Origin of the sequence: Streptomyces sp. NBC_01003, from assembly GCF_045162695.1 — a bacterium.
Taxonomy (GTDB): Bacteria; Actinomycetota; Actinomycetes; order Streptomycetales; family Streptomycetaceae; genus Streptomyces.
In genome coordinates this window covers 4,635,763-4,649,486 of sequence record NZ_CP108707.1, presented here as the reverse complement: position 1 = coordinate 4,649,486, position 13,724 = coordinate 4,635,763, and the positions used below count along the sequence as shown (strand labels likewise).

16 protein-coding genes and 2 tRNA genes are annotated in these 13,724 nt (G+C 70.6%); 13 read left to right on the top strand and 5 right to left on the bottom strand.

Going from position 1 to position 13,724, the window contains the following annotated elements; all coding sequences use genetic code 11:
* Positions 1–92 precede the first annotated feature (92 nt).
* On the top strand, positions 93–317 hold the full coding sequence (locus OG698_RS21225; RefSeq protein WP_326774542.1) for a hypothetical protein: 225 nt from the start codon (positions 93–95) through the stop codon (positions 315–317).
* Between the two features lie 24 nt (positions 318–341).
* Here OG698_RS21225 and OG698_RS21220 read toward each other — a convergent pair whose 3' ends face one another.
* Positions 342–998 (bottom strand): SDR family oxidoreductase, encoded by a 657-nt coding sequence (locus tag OG698_RS21220; protein WP_406104685.1) that lies wholly within the window; start codon positions 996–998, stop codon positions 342–344.
* Positions 999–1,074: 76 nt separating this feature from the next.
* On the opposite strand from OG698_RS21220, the gene OG698_RS21215 reads away from it, so the two are divergent.
* On the top strand, positions 1,075–2,148 hold the full coding sequence (locus tag OG698_RS21215; RefSeq protein ID WP_406104683.1) for a hypothetical protein: 1,074 nt from the start codon (positions 1,075–1,077) through the stop codon (positions 2,146–2,148).
* 78 nt (positions 2,149–2,226) lie between these two features.
* Here the strand turns inward: OG698_RS21215 and OG698_RS21210 are convergent, their stop codons facing one another.
* Positions 2,227–3,489: an amidohydrolase family protein gene (locus tag OG698_RS21210; RefSeq protein WP_406104681.1), complete on the bottom strand. Its 1,263-nt coding sequence runs from the start codon at positions 3,487–3,489 to the stop codon at positions 2,227–2,229.
* Positions 3,490–3,776: 287 nt separating this feature from the next.
* On the opposite strand from OG698_RS21210, the gene OG698_RS21205 reads away from it, so the two are divergent.
* The 9 genes from OG698_RS21205 (at position 3,777) to OG698_RS21165 (ending at position 9,069) form a co-directional block, all read left to right on the top strand.
* A tRNA-Thr gene (locus OG698_RS21205) sits at positions 3,777–3,849 on the top strand.
* A gap of 45 nt (positions 3,850–3,894) precedes the next feature.
* Positions 3,895–3,967, top strand: a tRNA-Met gene (locus OG698_RS21200).
* Between the two features lie 87 nt (positions 3,968–4,054).
* Positions 4,055–4,219 (top strand): 50S ribosomal protein L33, encoded by a 165-nt coding sequence (rpmG, locus tag OG698_RS21195; protein WP_100594914.1) that lies wholly within the window; start codon positions 4,055–4,057, stop codon positions 4,217–4,219.
* Positions 4,220–4,345: 126 nt separating this feature from the next.
* Positions 4,346–4,798: a MaoC family dehydratase N-terminal domain-containing protein gene (locus OG698_RS21190; RefSeq protein ID WP_406104679.1), complete on the top strand. Its 453-nt coding sequence runs from the start codon at positions 4,346–4,348 to the stop codon at positions 4,796–4,798.
* Positions 4,799–4,800: 2 nt separating this feature from the next.
* A complete protein-coding gene (locus OG698_RS21185) occupies positions 4,801–5,229 on the top strand; it encodes a MaoC family dehydratase (protein ID WP_399971078.1) in 429 nt (142 codons plus the stop codon).
* 115 nt (positions 5,230–5,344) lie between these two features.
* Positions 5,345–5,917, top strand: coding sequence for a TetR/AcrR family transcriptional regulator (locus OG698_RS21180; RefSeq protein ID WP_406104677.1), 573 nt, complete (start codon positions 5,345–5,347; stop codon positions 5,915–5,917).
* Positions 5,918–6,004: 87 nt separating this feature from the next.
* Positions 6,005–7,456 carry a DHA2 family efflux MFS transporter permease subunit gene (locus OG698_RS21175; RefSeq protein WP_406104675.1) on the top strand — a complete coding sequence of 484 codons (1,452 nt, stop codon included), beginning with the start codon at positions 6,005–6,007 and terminating at the stop codon, positions 7,454–7,456.
* Positions 7,457–7,498: 42 nt separating this feature from the next.
* Positions 7,499–7,879 (top strand): DUF3291 domain-containing protein, encoded by a 381-nt coding sequence (locus tag OG698_RS21170; protein ID WP_406104673.1) that lies wholly within the window; start codon positions 7,499–7,501, stop codon positions 7,877–7,879.
* A gap of 74 nt (positions 7,880–7,953) precedes the next feature.
* Positions 7,954–9,069, top strand: a complete 1,116-nt coding sequence (locus OG698_RS21165; RefSeq protein ID WP_406111202.1) for a UDP-N-acetylmuramate dehydrogenase — start codon at positions 7,954–7,956, stop codon at positions 9,067–9,069.
* A gap of 28 nt (positions 9,070–9,097) precedes the next feature.
* Here the strand turns inward: OG698_RS21165 and OG698_RS21160 are convergent, their stop codons facing one another.
* Entirely contained in the window at positions 9,098–9,730 is a 633-nt protein-coding gene (locus OG698_RS21160) for an NAD(P)-dependent oxidoreductase (protein WP_406104672.1), read from the bottom strand.
* Positions 9,731–9,817: 87 nt separating this feature from the next.
* Here OG698_RS21160 and OG698_RS21155 point away from each other — a divergent pair, with 87 nt between their 5' ends.
* Both OG698_RS21155 and OG698_RS21150 read left to right on the top strand, forming a co-directional pair.
* Positions 9,818–10,414: a TetR/AcrR family transcriptional regulator gene (locus OG698_RS21155; RefSeq protein WP_406104671.1), complete on the top strand. Its 597-nt coding sequence runs from the start codon at positions 9,818–9,820 to the stop codon at positions 10,412–10,414.
* A 31-nt stretch (positions 10,415–10,445) separates the two neighbouring features.
* Positions 10,446–11,171 carry a DsbA family protein gene (locus tag OG698_RS21150; RefSeq protein ID WP_406104669.1) on the top strand — a complete coding sequence of 242 codons (726 nt, stop codon included), beginning with the start codon at positions 10,446–10,448 and terminating at the stop codon, positions 11,169–11,171.
* A gap of 18 nt (positions 11,172–11,189) precedes the next feature.
* Here OG698_RS21150 and OG698_RS21145 read toward each other — a convergent pair whose 3' ends face one another.
* Both OG698_RS21145 and OG698_RS21140 read right to left on the bottom strand, forming a co-directional pair.
* Positions 11,190–12,218 (bottom strand): adenosine deaminase, encoded by a 1,029-nt coding sequence (locus tag OG698_RS21145; protein WP_406104668.1) that lies wholly within the window; start codon positions 12,216–12,218, stop codon positions 11,190–11,192.
* Positions 12,219–12,391: 173 nt separating this feature from the next.
* Positions 12,392–13,630, bottom strand: a complete 1,239-nt coding sequence (locus tag OG698_RS21140) for a pyridoxal phosphate-dependent aminotransferase (RefSeq protein ID WP_406104666.1) — start codon at positions 13,628–13,630, stop codon at positions 12,392–12,394.
* Positions 13,631–13,724: the final 94 nt, after the last annotated feature.

Below are 13,724 nucleotides of genomic sequence, written 5' to 3'. Positions count from 1 at the left end.
AGCCTCAGGGAAGCCCTCTCCGGACCGTGACATCGCCGTCCGGAGGGGGCTTCTTCGGATCCTCGGACACCCCGTGGCGCAGACTGATCCCCATGTCCGTACCGTCGGCGTCTCGCCGCAGAAACTGCCCCGAGTGCCGCCGCGACATCGCCGTCGTGGCCGGCCGCTTCGCCCGCCACGACCCGCCCGGGGCCCGCAGCGCGGGCGAACTCGTGTCCTGCCCGGGCTCCCGCAGGCCCGCGCAACTCGGCGCCGCACAGCCGTCCCTCGACGGCTACGTGGTCCCGACAGTGCCCGGCCAGCTCCCGCTCTTCTGAACCGCGCTCAGTTCCCCACCGCGGTCAGTTCCCCGCGATCGACTTGACCGCCACCATCACCGGCGCCGACCCGGAGATCAGCTCCAGCGTCAGCCCCGCGGTGGCGGGCGTGTCCACCAGCTCCGCGAGCACCGCCGCCACATCGTCCCGCGGCACCGGACCCCGCCCGGTGGACGCCTCCAGACGTACGAGTCCGGTGCCCGCGTCGTCCGTGAGCATCCCGGGGCGCAGGATCGTCCAGTCCAGGCCGGACCGGGCCCGTACGGACACGTCCGCCTCGCCCTTGGCCCGCAGGTACGCGTCGAAGACGTCGTCACCCTGATGAGCCGGGTCCGCGCCCATCGACGACACCACGACGAACCGCCGGACCCCGGCCCGCTCCGCCGCGTCCGCGAACAGTACGGCCGCCCCGCGGTCCACCGTGTTTTTGCGTCCGGCCGTGCTGCCCGGCCCCGCGCCGGCCGCGAACACCGCCGCGTCCGCGCCCTCCAGAAGCCCGGCGACCTCCTCCACGGACGCCGATTCCAGGTCGCACACCAGGGGCTCGGCCCCGGCCTCCCGCAGGTCGTCCGCCTGCTCGGCGCGGCGGATGATGCCCGCGACCTCGTCTCCGCGTGCGGCGAGCAGACGCTCGAGCCGCAGCGCGATCTGACCATGACCACCAGCGATGACAATGCGCATGCTTCCGACCGTACGCCGGGCCGCCCCCGTTCGCCGCGCAACCTTGCGGGTGCCTCGTGAGTCTCATCAGCGACCCGTGCCGCCGACGGCCGCCGGGTCTCTCATCGGACCTCAGCGGGAGACAGACATCAGCGCCATACGCACCACCACCCTCACCGCGGCCGGCTGCGCCGCCCTGCTGCTCGCGACCACCTCCGCCTGCGGCACCGTCGAGAACTTGACGGCCGGTCAGAAGATCGACAAGGCCGCCGACAAGCTCGGCGAACAGAAGTCGCTGTCCTTCGAGTTGGGCCTCGACGCGAAGCCGGACGCGCTCATGGAGCTGGTCGGCGGACAGGGCGACGAGGCCATGCCGCCGACGATCGCCAAGGCGTTCGCCGGTGCCCACATCACCTTCTCCGTACGGTCGAAGAAGCCGCTGTCCGAGTCGGGCGAGAAGGACTTCGTCGGGATGGGCGCGAAGGTGTCGGTCAAGGGCGGCACCCTGGCCGAGTACCGGTTCGCCGGAGACTTCGTCTACTTCCGCCTCGACATGCAGAAGTCGTCGGAGCTCATGGGCTTCCCCGTCCCCTCGCCGAAGGACCTCCCGAAGGGCGAGGAGGGGCTCGCGAAGGCCCTCGAAGGCGAGTGGGTCAAGGTGGACGTCTCGGACGCCAAGAAGAAAACTTCAGGCGAGGGCTCCAAGGGTTCCGGCGGCGTGGACGAGCGCACCCAGCGGAAGGTCCTCAAGGCCCTGCGCGGCGTCATCGCCGACGACGTCACGCTCCGCAGCGCCGGCACCAAGGACGGCACGGAGCGCATCGTCGCCAAGGCGTCCTTCCGTGAGCTCCTCACGGACCTCTTCGACAAGCTCGGCCCCCTGAAGGACGAGCTGCCGCCCGGCGCCGGATTCCCCACCGCCAAGGACCTCAAGGACGCCCCCGCCAAGAAGGTGGCCGTCGACTTCTCCATCACCAACGGCGCACTGTCGAAGATCTCCTTCGACCTCGCGACCCTCGCCGACGGCAAGAAGGGCGCCAAGGTCCCGCTGGTGCTCAAGTTCGGCAAGGCGGGCGACATCAGCGCACCGTCCGGCGCGACCGAGGTCCCGCTCGGCGAGCTCGCGGGCGGCAACCCGTTCATGATGGGTACCCCGATGGGCGGCTTCTGACAGTTGGTCAATGCCCCGGGTGAGGGCGGCAGACGGGCTTCACGGGAGGCAAGGGGGCCCGCGTGCGTGCGGGCCCTTTCACTCCTGCCCGCAGCCCCCGCCCTCCGTCGGCATCCCCGCTCGCCCTTGCCGCGGCAGATCGAGCGCCGACGCCGAGTCGCAGTACTCCCGCACCGCGCTGGTGCGCGCCACCACCCGCCCCCGGTGCACCACGATCCGGCTGTACGCGAGTGAGAGCGCACCAGCGAGCCGGTCGCCGCGCACGGCGACGAGCTCCGCGGGAAAGCCCGCCTCCACCCGCACCTCGGGCAGCCCGAGCGCTGCCCGCGCTGCCCCGCTGACGCAGTCGTACGCCTCCTCGGGGCGCAGCCCGAAGCGCGAGACCAGCAGGTGCGCGGCCTCCAGCGGATCGCCACGCCCCACCGGGTTCGCCATGTCGCGCAGCGCCCCGCTGCCCGCCGCGACCCGCACGCCGGCCGCCCGCAGGAGCCGTACGGGAGCCGTGTCGCGACGGTCGACGCCCGCGCAGCCCCCCTGCGGCAGGCAGACCACCGTGACGCCCGCGGCGGCGAGTCGGTCGGCGGTGCGCGCGGCGACCTCGCGCGGCAGCCGCCCGAGCCCGCCGCACGGCCCGATCGTGACGCCGGGCCGCAGCCCTCCGGCCATCGTCGCGATCCGCCCGAGCCGTGCCGGATCACCGCCGTCCGTATGCAGATCCACCGCGCAGCCCTGCTCCGCCGCGACCTCGAGGACCGCCTCCACGTAGCCGGTCGGGTCGGGGTCGAGATCCGGGCACCCGCCCACCACGGACGCGCCCATCTTCACCGCGTCCCGCAGCATCGACAGGCCGTCGGCCCCCGCGAGGCCCGTCAGGAGCCGGGGCATCGCCACGGTCCGCAGATCGGCCAGGCCGCGCAGCGACCGCCACGCCTGGAGCACCGCCTCCATCGGGCCGAGGCCCTGCAGATCCCCGATCCGCACATGCGCGCGCAGCGCGGTGGACCCGTGCCCGAGCTGGAGCAGCGCGGCTTCGGTGGCCCGCCGCTGCACGTCGGGCCCGTCGTACGACACCGGCCCCTCCGTCTCCTCGGACAGCGCCGTGTCGCCATGGGTGTGAGGTTCGGCGGGGGCAGGGAGCAGGAGGTAGCCGCCGAGGTCCACGCGCGCGGAGGGGGCGGTGAGGCTGCCGGCCGTGCCGACGGCCTCGATGCGCTCGTCGTCGAGCCGCACGTCCACGGTCCGGCCGTCGGTGAGCCGGGCGCCGCACAGGAGGAGGGCGGTGCTCTCGGCGGCGGAGTCGTTGCCGGGGGAGCGGGGGTGCTGCGGCTGGCTGTCGGGCATCGCGCTCCTGGGGTTCGGGGGCGGCGGCCGCGTGGGCGGGGGCCGCCCCGGACCGGAGGCGGGCCGGAAGGGGCGTACAAGATCACGCAGCGCGGGTCGAGCCTAGAGCTGTGGCAGGCCCGCTTTGCGGAGGAGCGCAATAGTCGTACTGCTGTGGTGCGTGGTGCCGATGAGGCGGTCGTGGGCGGTTGTTGCGGCGCCGGAACGGCCGTGGTCCTGCCCCTGGGGGGCGGCCGCGAAACGGATTTGGGCGATCGGCGGGCGAGCGTGTAATGTCTTCATCGCTCGCCCCAATAGCTCAGTCGGTAGAGCGTCTCCATGGTAAGGAGAAGGTCTACGGTTCGATTCCGTATTGGGGCTCTGGTGTGAAGTTCCCTCACCTTCGGGTGAGGGGCATCGCATCAAAGCGGTGTAGCTCAGTCGGTAGAGCAAGCGGCTCATAATCGCTGTGTCACCGGTTCAAGTCCGGTCACCGCTACACACAGTAGCCGATTGTGGGGTCGGTCCTCCGGTCGGCTACTATTCATGCGTTCATCCGTCAACCGTCCGTCCAAGGAGCACTCACGTGGCTGCCACCGACGTCCGCCCGAAGATCACGCTGGCCTGCGTGGAGTGCAAGGAGCGGAACTACATCACCAAGAAGAACCGGCGTAACGACCCGGACCGTCTTGAGATGAAGAAGCACTGCCCGCGCTGCAACCAGCACACGGCGCACCGCGAAACGCGCTAACTCAGGCTCGTACATGAGGCCGTCCCCTTTCGAGGGGGCGGCCTCATGTCGTTATCGCGTGTGGGCGGCCGGCCGTAAGATCCGGCAACATCCGGCAACAGCGCAAATCCAGGAGGTGCCGAGTCCATGGCGCTCGACCAGTCCTTCGTGGGACGGTCCTACCCGCCCACCGACCCCTATGAGGTCGGCCGGGAGAAGATCCGTGAATTCGCGGAGGCGGTGCGGGACGCCAATCCCGCCTACGTCGATCCGGAGGCGGCCAAGGCGCTCGGCCACCCCGATGTGATCGCTCCGCCGACCTTTGTGTTCGCCATCACGTTCAAGGCCGCGGGCCAGGTGATCGAGGACCCGCAGCTGGGCCTCGACTACAGCCGCGTCGTGCACGGCGACCAGAAGTTCGTGTACACGCGCCCGGTGAGCGCCGGTGACCGGCTCACCGTGACCTCGACGATCGAGGCGATCAAGTCCCTGGCGGGCAACGACATCCTGGACATCCGCGGCGAGGTGCACGACGAGGCCGGCGAGCACGTCGTGACCGCCTACACCAAGCTCGTGTCGCGCGCGGCCGAGGGGGCGTGACCATGACGACGACGATTCAGTACGCGGATGTGGAGATCGGCACGGAGCTGCCGGCCCAGACGTTCCCCGTGACCCGCGCCACGCTCGTGCAGTACGCGGGCGCCTCCGGTGACTTCAACCCGATCCACTGGAACGAGAAGTTCGCGGTCGAGGTCGGGCTCCCGGACGTCATCGCCCACGGCATGTTCACCATGGCCGAGGCGATCCGCGTCGTGACCGACTGGGTCGGTGACCCGGCCGCCGTCGTGGAGTACGGCGTGCGCTTCACCAAGCCCGTCATCGTCCCGAACGACGACGAGGGCGCGACGATCGAGGTCAGCGGCAAGGTCGCCGCCAAGCTCGACGACGGCCGGGTGCGCGTCGACCTGACCGCCATGAGCGCCGGGCAGAAGGTGCTCGGGATGTCGCGGGCGGTCGTTCAGCTCGCCTGATCGGCAGCTGCGTAGCCGTGAGTAAGGGGCGCCCTCCGAGGAGGGCGCCCCTTACTCGTGTCCTTGCCCACGTTCGGGGTTGACTTAGGTAGTGATTGGCCACTAATTTAGTCGCATGGTCAGGATGAGTGCGGAGGAGCGGCGCGAGAGCGTCATTCGTGCGGCGATGATCGAATTCGCCCGCGGCGGCTACAAGGGCACGTCCACCGAGGCGATCGCCAAGCGGGTGGGCGTCTCGCAGCCGTATCTCTTCCGGCTCTTCCCGGGCAAGGAGGCCATCTTCCTTGCGGCGGCCCGACGTTGCTGCGAGCGGACCACCGAGGTGTTCCGCAGGGCGTCGGAGGGCCTCGAAGGCGAAGCGGCCCTGCGCGAGATGGGGGCGGCCTACCAGGCGCTCATCGCGGACGACCCGGACGTGCTGCTCATGCAGATGCAGATGTACGTCGCCGTGGCCTCCGCGGAGGCGGCCGGTGACCGGGAGTTCGGTGAGACGCTGCGGGCCGGCTGGATGGAGATGTACGACACGGCCCGGCTGGCGCTGGGTGCGGATGTCGGTGACACGACGCAGTTCATCGCCTACGGGATGCTCATCAACGTCCTGGTGTCCATGGGTTTCCAGCCCGACCACAGGGTCTGGGCCGGCTTCTACGAGTCGGTGCAGCCTCAGCGGTCTCAGCAATCCGAGTAGTGCAGCGCGTGTGTCACGGGGGTGCGCACTTTTGTGCCCGCGAAGGTTAGTCATCAATAACTAACCAAGGGATCTCAGGGGGAAGCGATGTCACAGCGGACAGCAACACCACAGCGCGGGGGAGCCGTCTGGGCCCTCGTCATCACCAGCGTCGCCGGATTCATGGCGGCCCTCGACAACCTCGTCGTCACCACCGCACTGCCCTCCATCCGCAAGGATCTCGGCGGCGCGCTCGACGACCTGGAGTGGACGGTCAGCGCCTACACGCTCACCTTCGCCGTGCTGCTGATGTTCGGCGCGGCCCTGGGTGACCGGTTCGGCCGCCGCCGGCTCTTCCTCGTCGGCCTCACGGTCTTCACCGGCGCGTCCGCCGCCGCGGCCATGGCGCCCGGCATCGACTCGCTGATCGCCGCCCGCGCGGTCCAGGGCGTCGGCGCCGCGATCATGATGCCGCTGACCCTCACCCTGCTCACCGCGGCCGTCCCGGCGGCGAAGCGCGGGATGGCGTACGGGATCTGGGGCGCCGTCAACGGGCTCGCCGTCGCGAGCGGGCCGTTGATCGGCGGCAGCCTCACCGAGCACGTCTCCTGGCACTGGATCTTCTGGCTGAACGTCCCGCTCGGCCTCGCCCTTCTCCCGCTCGCCCGGCTACGCCTCAGCGAGTCGTACGGCGCCGGCGCCCGGCTCGACCTGGTCGGCACAGCGCTCGCCAGCAGCGGCCTCTTCGGCATCGTGTACGCCCTGGTCCGCGCGCCCCGCGACGGCTGGACCAGCGGACTCGTCCTGCTGGGCCTGTTCGCCGGCGGCGCCCTGCTCGTCGCCTTCGCGCTGCACGGCACCCGTGCCAGGAACGCGATGCTGCCGATGCGCCTCTTCCGCTCCCGCGCCTTCGCCGGGATCAACGCGGCCAGCCTGCTGATGTTCCTCGGGATGTTCGGCTCGATCTTCCTGCTCAGCCAGTACATGCAGGGCGTACTCGGCTACTCGCCCACCGAGGCGGGCCTGCGGATGCTGCCCTGGACCGGCATGCCGATGCTCGTCTCGCCGATCGCGGGGTACCTGTCCGACCGGATCGGCGGCCGCCTGGTCGTCGCCACCGGCCTCTTCCTCCAGGCCGCGGGCCTCGCCTACTACGCCTCCGTGGTCTCCGCCGACGCCTCGTACGCCGCGCAGCTGCCCGCCCTGATCATCAACGGCATCGGGATGTCCCTCTACTTCGCCCCCGCGTCCAACCTGGTCATGTCCAGCGTCCGCCCGCAGGAGCAGGGCATCGCGTCCGGCGCGAACAACGCGCTGCGCGAGGTGGGCGGAGCGCTCGGTATCGCCGTGATGTCGTCGATCTTCGCGGCGCAGGGCGGCTACGACTCCGCGCAGACCTTCGTGGACGGCATCCAGCCCGCACTGTGGGTGGGCGCGGCCACGGTGGCCGTCGCCGGAGCCGCGGCCCTGTTCATCCCCTCCCGCCGGCGCGCGGCCGAGGGCTCCAGGAGCGAGCCCGAGCCCCGATCCGCCCCTGTCCTGGAGACCGCTTCGAACTGAGATCGCCCCGCAACCAACCGGCACTCTTCGAAGGAGCCCGTCATGCCCACACTGCCCTGGACCGTCCCGAACACCCCGCCGGCCGGCGCCGAGGTCCACGTCATGGCCTCCCGCTTCGAGACCCGCACCCTGTGGGGAGCCCTCCGTTTCTTCGCGAAGACCCCCTCTGTCTGGCGCCAGGTGAGCAAGGCGCCCGGCGCGTACGGAGCCTCCGTGAAGGCGGCGCCCCTGCGGCGGACCTTCTGGACCCTGTCCGCCTGGGAGTCGCCCGACGCGCTGAAGCGCTTCGCGGGCTCGGCGCCCCACGGCCCGACGGCTGGTGGTCTGCGCTCACAGATGAAGGACGCGAAGTTCGTGCGCTGGCAGACCACCACGGACGAGCTGCCGCTCGACTGGGCGGAGGCGCTGCGGCGCCTGACGTGAGCCGTGAGGTGAGCTCGCCAGGTATCGAAGGAGCAGACTCGCCCGATATTGAAGTAGGGGAAGGCTCGCCAGGTATTGAAGGAGACGAACGGCCCCGCCACGACCGGCGGGGCCGTTCTCGTACTCTTGAGCGCGTGCAGGAACTCCACGACGCCCCCCTCGCCCCCCTGACCACCTTCCGTCTCGGCGGCCCCGCGGCCCGGCTGCTGACGGCGACGACCGACGACGAGGTGATCGCCGCCGTCCGTGAGGCCGACGCGGCGGGCACCCCGCTGCTGATCGTCGGTGGTGGCAGCAACCTGGTCATCGGCGACAAGGGCTTCGCGGGTACCGCCCTGCGGATCGCCACGAAGGGCTTCTCGCTCGACGGTACGAACCTTGACCTCGCGGCCGGCGAGGTGTGGACCGACGCGGTCGCCCGCACCGTCGAGGCCGGTCTCGCGGGCATCGAGTGCCTCGCCGGAATCCCGGGCTCCGCCGGCGCCACGCCGATCCAGAACGTGGGCGCGTACGGCCAGGAGGTCTCGTCGACGATCACCGAAGTGATCGCGTACGACCGGAAGGCCGACGAGACGGTCACCATTCCGAACGAGGAGTGCGCGTTCTCGTACCGGCACAGCCGTTTCAAGGCCGATCCCGACCGCTTCGTGGTGCTGCGGGTGCGGTTCGGGCTCGAGGACGCGGGCGGCATGAGCGCCCCCGTCAAGTACCCCGAGACCGCCCGCACCCTCGGTGTCGAGGCGGGCGACCGGGTCCCCGCGGCCCTCGCCCGCGAGACTGTCCTGAAGCTGCGCGCGGGCAAGGGCATGGTGCTCGACCCCGAGGACCACGACACCTGGTCGGCCGGGTCGTTCTTCACCAACCCGATCCTCACCGAGGAGGAGTTCGCCGCCTTCCACGCGCGCGTGGCGGACCGTCTCGGCCCCGACACCGCCCCGCCCGCTTTCCCGGCCGGCGAGGCCCGCGTGAAGACCTCGGCGGCCTGGCTCATCGACAAGGCGGGCTTCACCAAGGGCTACGGCAGCGGGCCCGCGCGTATCTCCACCAAGCACACGCTCGCCCTCACCAACCGCGGCGAGGCGACCACCGACGACCTGCTCGCGCTCGCCCGCGAGGTCGTGGCCGGCGTCCACGACGCCTTCGGCGTGACGCTGGTCAACGAGCCGGTCACGGTGGGCGTGACTCTCTGACCCCCTGATCTTCTGACCCGGCGACCCGCTAATAGGCGACCCCCACGCCCTGCTTCACCGTCGACGGGTCGTCGATCATCGCCAGCATCGCGTGGGCCACGTCGGCCCGCGAGATGCTCCGGCCGCGGCGCGGATTCCCGCCCACCACGGTCCGGTACGTGCCCGTGAGCGGCTTGTCCGTGAGCTTCGGCGGGCGCACGGAGGTCCAGTCCGTGGTGCTGGCCGCGAGCTCGCCCTCCATGGCCCGCAGATCGTCGTAGACGGGCTTGAGCAGCGAGCTGATGGCGCCGATCATGGCGCGGTCGAGGAGCGGTGAGCGCTCCGGCTCGGGGCCGACCGGCGCCGCGCTGACGACGAGCAGACGCCGTACGCCCTCGGCCTCCGCCGCCCCCAGCACCGACCGGGTCAGCTCGACCGTGATGCCCGCGTCCGAGCGCTTGCGGGCGCCGAGCCCGGACAGGACCGCGTCGCGCCCGGCGACCGCGGGGCGCAGCGCTTCGGGGTCCCGCACATCCGCCCGGAACACCTCCAGGTCCGCGCCCGTCACCGTGAACCGCGCGGGGTCCCGGACCACCGCGGTGACCTGATGTCCTGATGCCAGTGCCTGCCGGACGATTTCCTGGCCGATACCGCCGGTCGCTCCGAAGACAGTGATCCTCATGGCACACCCTCCTAAGGTGGGTAAGTGTTCACTCACCCCTAGAGTGAGTGGATACTCACCTACTCGTCAAGCTCGGTTGGAGTCCGCATGCATCAGAAGCCGGCCCGCGTCCGCATCGTCGACGCCGCCCATGAACTCATGCTGAGCAGCGGCCTCGCCCGCGCCACCACCAAGGAGATCGCCAAAGCTGCGGACTGTTCGGAAGCGGCGCTCTACAAGTACTTCGCGAACAAGGAAGAGCTGTTCGTGACCGTTCTCAGCGAGCGGCTGCCCAAGCTCGGACCACTCCTGACCGAGCTCGCCAGGGAGCCGGGCGTGAAGAGCGTCGAGGAGAACCTCACGGAGATCGCCCGTGAGGCCGCCCTCTTCTACGAGCAGACCTTCCCGATGGCCGCCTCCCTGTACGCGGAACCCCAGCTCAAGCGCCGTCACGAGGAGGCGCTGCGGGAGATGGGCTCGGGCCCCCACCGCCCGATCCAGGGCCTGGACGCCTATCTCAGATCCGAGCAGGACGCGGGCCGCGTCAGCCGCGACGCCGACACCTACGCCGCCGCGTCCCTCCTTCTCGGAGCCTGCGCCCAGCGCGCGTTCGCGTACGACATGGCCCCCGGCCGCAAGCCTCCGCAGCCGCTGGACGAGTTCGCGGCGGGCCTCGCCCGCACCCTGCTCACAGGGATCGCATAGAGTCCCTCTTCTTTCCGGGGAGGGCAAGATCATGCTGCGTGGAAGAGGGCGCCGGGCCGCCATATCGGTGCTGGTGGCGGCGCTGACGGGCGCGCTCGCCGTGGGGTGCGGCCGGGGATCGTCCGGCGGGGACGCGACCGACGCCAAGAAGCCCGAGCGGTTTGCGAGTTCCGGGCAGCTGCCCGAACACCTCGCGGCCGACGGCACGACGGTCGTCGTCGGGTCATCGAAGGCGGACACCGTCGTACGGCTCTACGAGGACCTGCGCTGCCCCGTCTGCCGTGACTTCGAGGAGGACGGCGGCGCCGGCGCGCTGCGGAAGATGACCCTCCACGGCGAGGTCAGGACCGAGTACACCCTGGCGTCGTTCCTCGACGACCGGCTGGGCGGCAAGGGCTCGAAGAAGGCGGCCAACGCGCTGCGGGCCGCGCTGGAAAAGGGGAAGTTCGTCGAGTACCACGACCTCCTCTTCCAGGAGCAGCCCGAGGAGGCCGTCGACGGCTACACCGACGCGTTCCTGCTCCGCATGGCCTCGCGGGTGAAGGGCCTGCGCGGCCCCGAGTTCGACGCGGCGGTGAAGGGCATGAAGTACCGCTCCTTCGTCACCGCCTCCGAGAAGGCCTTCGAGGCCGACAAGGCGTCCGGCACCCCGGCCTTCGCGGTGAACGGCACCCTCCTCAAGGAGGACCGGCGGAACCTCATGTTCGACCCCAAGTACGTTCCGCTGGCGGTCAGGACGTCGACCCTGTCGGAGTGACAGACGCGCCGGGCCTGCTCAGGGGGCGGCGGTCAGCCAGTCGTCGACCCCCGACAGCAGCTTCGCCTTGATGTCCTGCGGCGCCGCCGAACCGCGCACCGACTGCCGTGCCAGCTCGGCCAGTTCGGAGTCGTCGAAGTCGTGGTGACGGCGCGCGATCTCGTACTGGGCGGCCAGACGTGAGCCGAACAGGAGAGGGTCGTCGGCGCCGAGCGCCATCGGCACCCCTGCCTCGAACAAAGTGCGCAGGGGTACATCCTCCGGCTTCTCGTAGACGCCGAGCGCGACATTGGACGCCGGGCAGACCTCGCAGGTCACCTGCCGGTCCGCGAGACGCTTCAGGAGCCGGGGGTCCTCGGCGGCCCGTACTCCGTGCCCGATCCGAGTCGCCTCCAGGTCGTCCAGACAGTCGCGGACGGAGGCGGGCCCGGTCAGCTCGCCGCCGTGCGGCGCGGCCAGGAGCCCGCCCTCCCTGGCGATGGCGAACGCACGGTCGAAGTCCCGTGCCATGCCCCGCCGTTCGTCGTTGGAGAGCCCGAAGCCGACGATGCCGCGGTCCGCGTACCGCACGGCGAGGCGGGCCAGAGTGCGCGCGTCCAGCGGATGCTTCATACGGTTCGCGGCCACCAGGACCCGCATGCCGAGACCCGTGTCGCGCGAGGCGGTCTCGACGGCGTCCAGGATGACCTCCAGGGCTGGGATCAGCCCCCCGAGCCGCGGCGCGTACGACGTCGGGTCGACCTGGATCTCCAGCCACCCCGACCCGTCCGCGAGATCCTCCAGCGCGGCCTCGCGCACCAGCCGCTGAATGTCCTCGGGCTCGCGCAGGCAGGACCGCGCTGCGTCGTACAGCCGCTGGAAGCGGAACCAGCCGCGCTCGTCGGTGGCCCGCAGCTTCGGCGGCTCGGACCCGGTCAGGGCGTCCGGCAGCCTGACGCCGTACTTGTCGGCGAGTTCGAGCAGGGTCGTGGGCCGCATCGACCCGGTGAAGTGCAGATGAAGATGGGCCTTGGGCAGCTGCCTTACATCACGTGGTACACGCTCCATTCCAGGATCTTGCCGCACACACCCGCCGCGCGGGAAGCGGCTTTCCCCCTTCGTGGCCTTGTCCGAACGAAGATCCGACCGAAGAACTGGCCCAAGATCCGGACGAAGGGCCGCACGAAGAACGGGCCGCCCCCGGGAATCCCGGAGACGGCCCGCACCACGCGGAAGACGCGTCAGTCGCGCGCCTCGGCGAGCAGCTTCTGGATCCGCGAGACACCCTCGGTCAGGTCCTCGTCGCCCAGGGCGTACGACAGACGCAGGTAGCCCGGCGTGCCGAAGGCCTCACCCGGGACGACCGCGACCTCGGCCTCCTCCAGGATCAGCGCGGCCAGCTCGACGGAGGTCTGCGGACGCTTGCCGCGGATCTCCTTGCCGAGCAGCTCCTTCACCGACGGGTACGCGTAGAAGGCGCCCTCGGGCTCGGGGCAGAGCACACCGTCGATCTCGTTCAGCATCCGCACGATGGTCTTGCGGCGGCGGTCGAAGGCCTCGCGCATCTTCGCGACGGCCGTCAGGTCACCGGACACGGCGGCGAGCGCGGCGATCTGCGCGACGTTCGACACGTTCGACGTGGCGTGCGACTGCAGGTTGGTCGCGGCCTTCACGATGTCCTTCGGGCCGACGATCCACCCGACGCGCCAGCCGGTCATCGCGTACGTCTTGGCGACGCCGTTCACGACGATGCACTTGTCGCGCAGCTCGGGCAGGAGCGCCGGCAGGGACGTGAACTTGGCGTCCCCGTAGACCAGGTGCTCGTAGATCTCGTCGGTGAGGACCCACAGGCCGTGCTCGACGGCCCAGCGGCCGATCGCCTCGGCGTCGGCCTCCTTGTAGACCGCGCCCGTCGGGTTCGACGGCGACACGAACAGGACAACCTTGGTGCGCTCGGTGCGCGCCGCCTCCAGCTGCTCCACGGAGACGCGGTACCCGGTCGTCTCGTCGGCGACGACCTCGACCGGGACACCACCGGCGAGACGGATCGACTCGGGGTACGTCGTCCAGTACGGCGCCGGGACGATGACCTCGTCGCCCGGGTCGAGGATCGCGGCGAAGGCCTCGTAGATGGCCTGCTTGCCGCCGTTGGTGACCAGGATCTGCGAGGCGTCGACCTCGTAGCCGGAGTCGCGGAGCGTCTTCGCGGCGATCGCGGCCTTCAGCTCGGGCAGACCGCCGGCGGGCGTGTACCGGTGGTACTTCGGGTTCTTGCAGGCCTCGATGGCCGCTTCGACGATGTAGTCCGGGGTCGGGAAGTCGGGCTCGCCCGCGCCGAAACCGATGACCGGACGCCCGGCGGCCTTGAGGGCCTTGGCCTTGGCGTCGACGGCAAGGGTCGCGGACTCGGAGATCGCGCCGACACGGGCGGAGACCCGGCGCTCGGTGGGCGAGGAGGAAGGAGTAGCAGCAGCGCTCATAACCCCATCGTTCCAGACCGGAAACCCGGCCGGCACACGGGTTTCACGGACGATCAACGACCGGCCCGCTTCTTTCTGTTCGACGGAGGGCCGC

Bases quoted from the DNA above. Each gene is read 5' to 3' on its own strand.
- OG698_RS21185 (WP_399971078.1), top strand. From the start codon at position 4,801: ATGACGACGACGATTCAGTACGCGGATGTGGAGATCGGCACGGAGCTG.
- OG698_RS21155 (WP_406104671.1), top strand. From the start codon at position 9,818: ATGCATCAGAAGCCGGCCCGCGTCCGCATCGTCGACGCCGCCCATGAA.
- OG698_RS21225 (WP_326774542.1), top strand. From the start codon at position 93: ATGTCCGTACCGTCGGCGTCTCGCCGCAGAAACTGCCCCGAGTGCCGC.
- OG698_RS21220 (WP_406104685.1), bottom strand. From the start codon at position 998: ATGCGCATTGTCATCGCTGGTGGTCATGGTCAGATCGCGCTGCGGCTC.
- OG698_RS21170 (WP_406104673.1), top strand. From the start codon at position 7,499: ATGCCCACACTGCCCTGGACCGTCCCGAACACCCCGCCGGCCGGCGCC.
- OG698_RS21175 (WP_406104675.1), top strand. From the start codon at position 6,005: ATGTCACAGCGGACAGCAACACCACAGCGCGGGGGAGCCGTCTGGGCC.
- OG698_RS21150 (WP_406104669.1), top strand. From the start codon at position 10,446: ATGCTGCGTGGAAGAGGGCGCCGGGCCGCCATATCGGTGCTGGTGGCG.
- OG698_RS21160 (WP_406104672.1), bottom strand. From the start codon at position 9,730: ATGAGGATCACTGTCTTCGGAGCGACCGGCGGTATCGGCCAGGAAATC.
- OG698_RS21145 (WP_406104668.1), bottom strand. From the start codon at position 12,218: ATGGAGCGTGTACCACGTGATGTAAGGCAGCTGCCCAAGGCCCATCTT.
- OG698_RS21180 (WP_406104677.1), top strand. From the start codon at position 5,345: ATGGTCAGGATGAGTGCGGAGGAGCGGCGCGAGAGCGTCATTCGTGCG.
- OG698_RS21190 (WP_406104679.1), top strand. From the start codon at position 4,346: ATGGCGCTCGACCAGTCCTTCGTGGGACGGTCCTACCCGCCCACCGAC.
- OG698_RS21140 (WP_406104666.1), bottom strand. From the start codon at position 13,630: ATGAGCGCTGCTGCTACTCCTTCCTCCTCGCCCACCGAGCGCCGGGTC.
- OG698_RS21210 (WP_406104681.1), bottom strand. From the start codon at position 3,489: ATGCCCGACAGCCAGCCGCAGCACCCCCGCTCCCCCGGCAACGACTCC.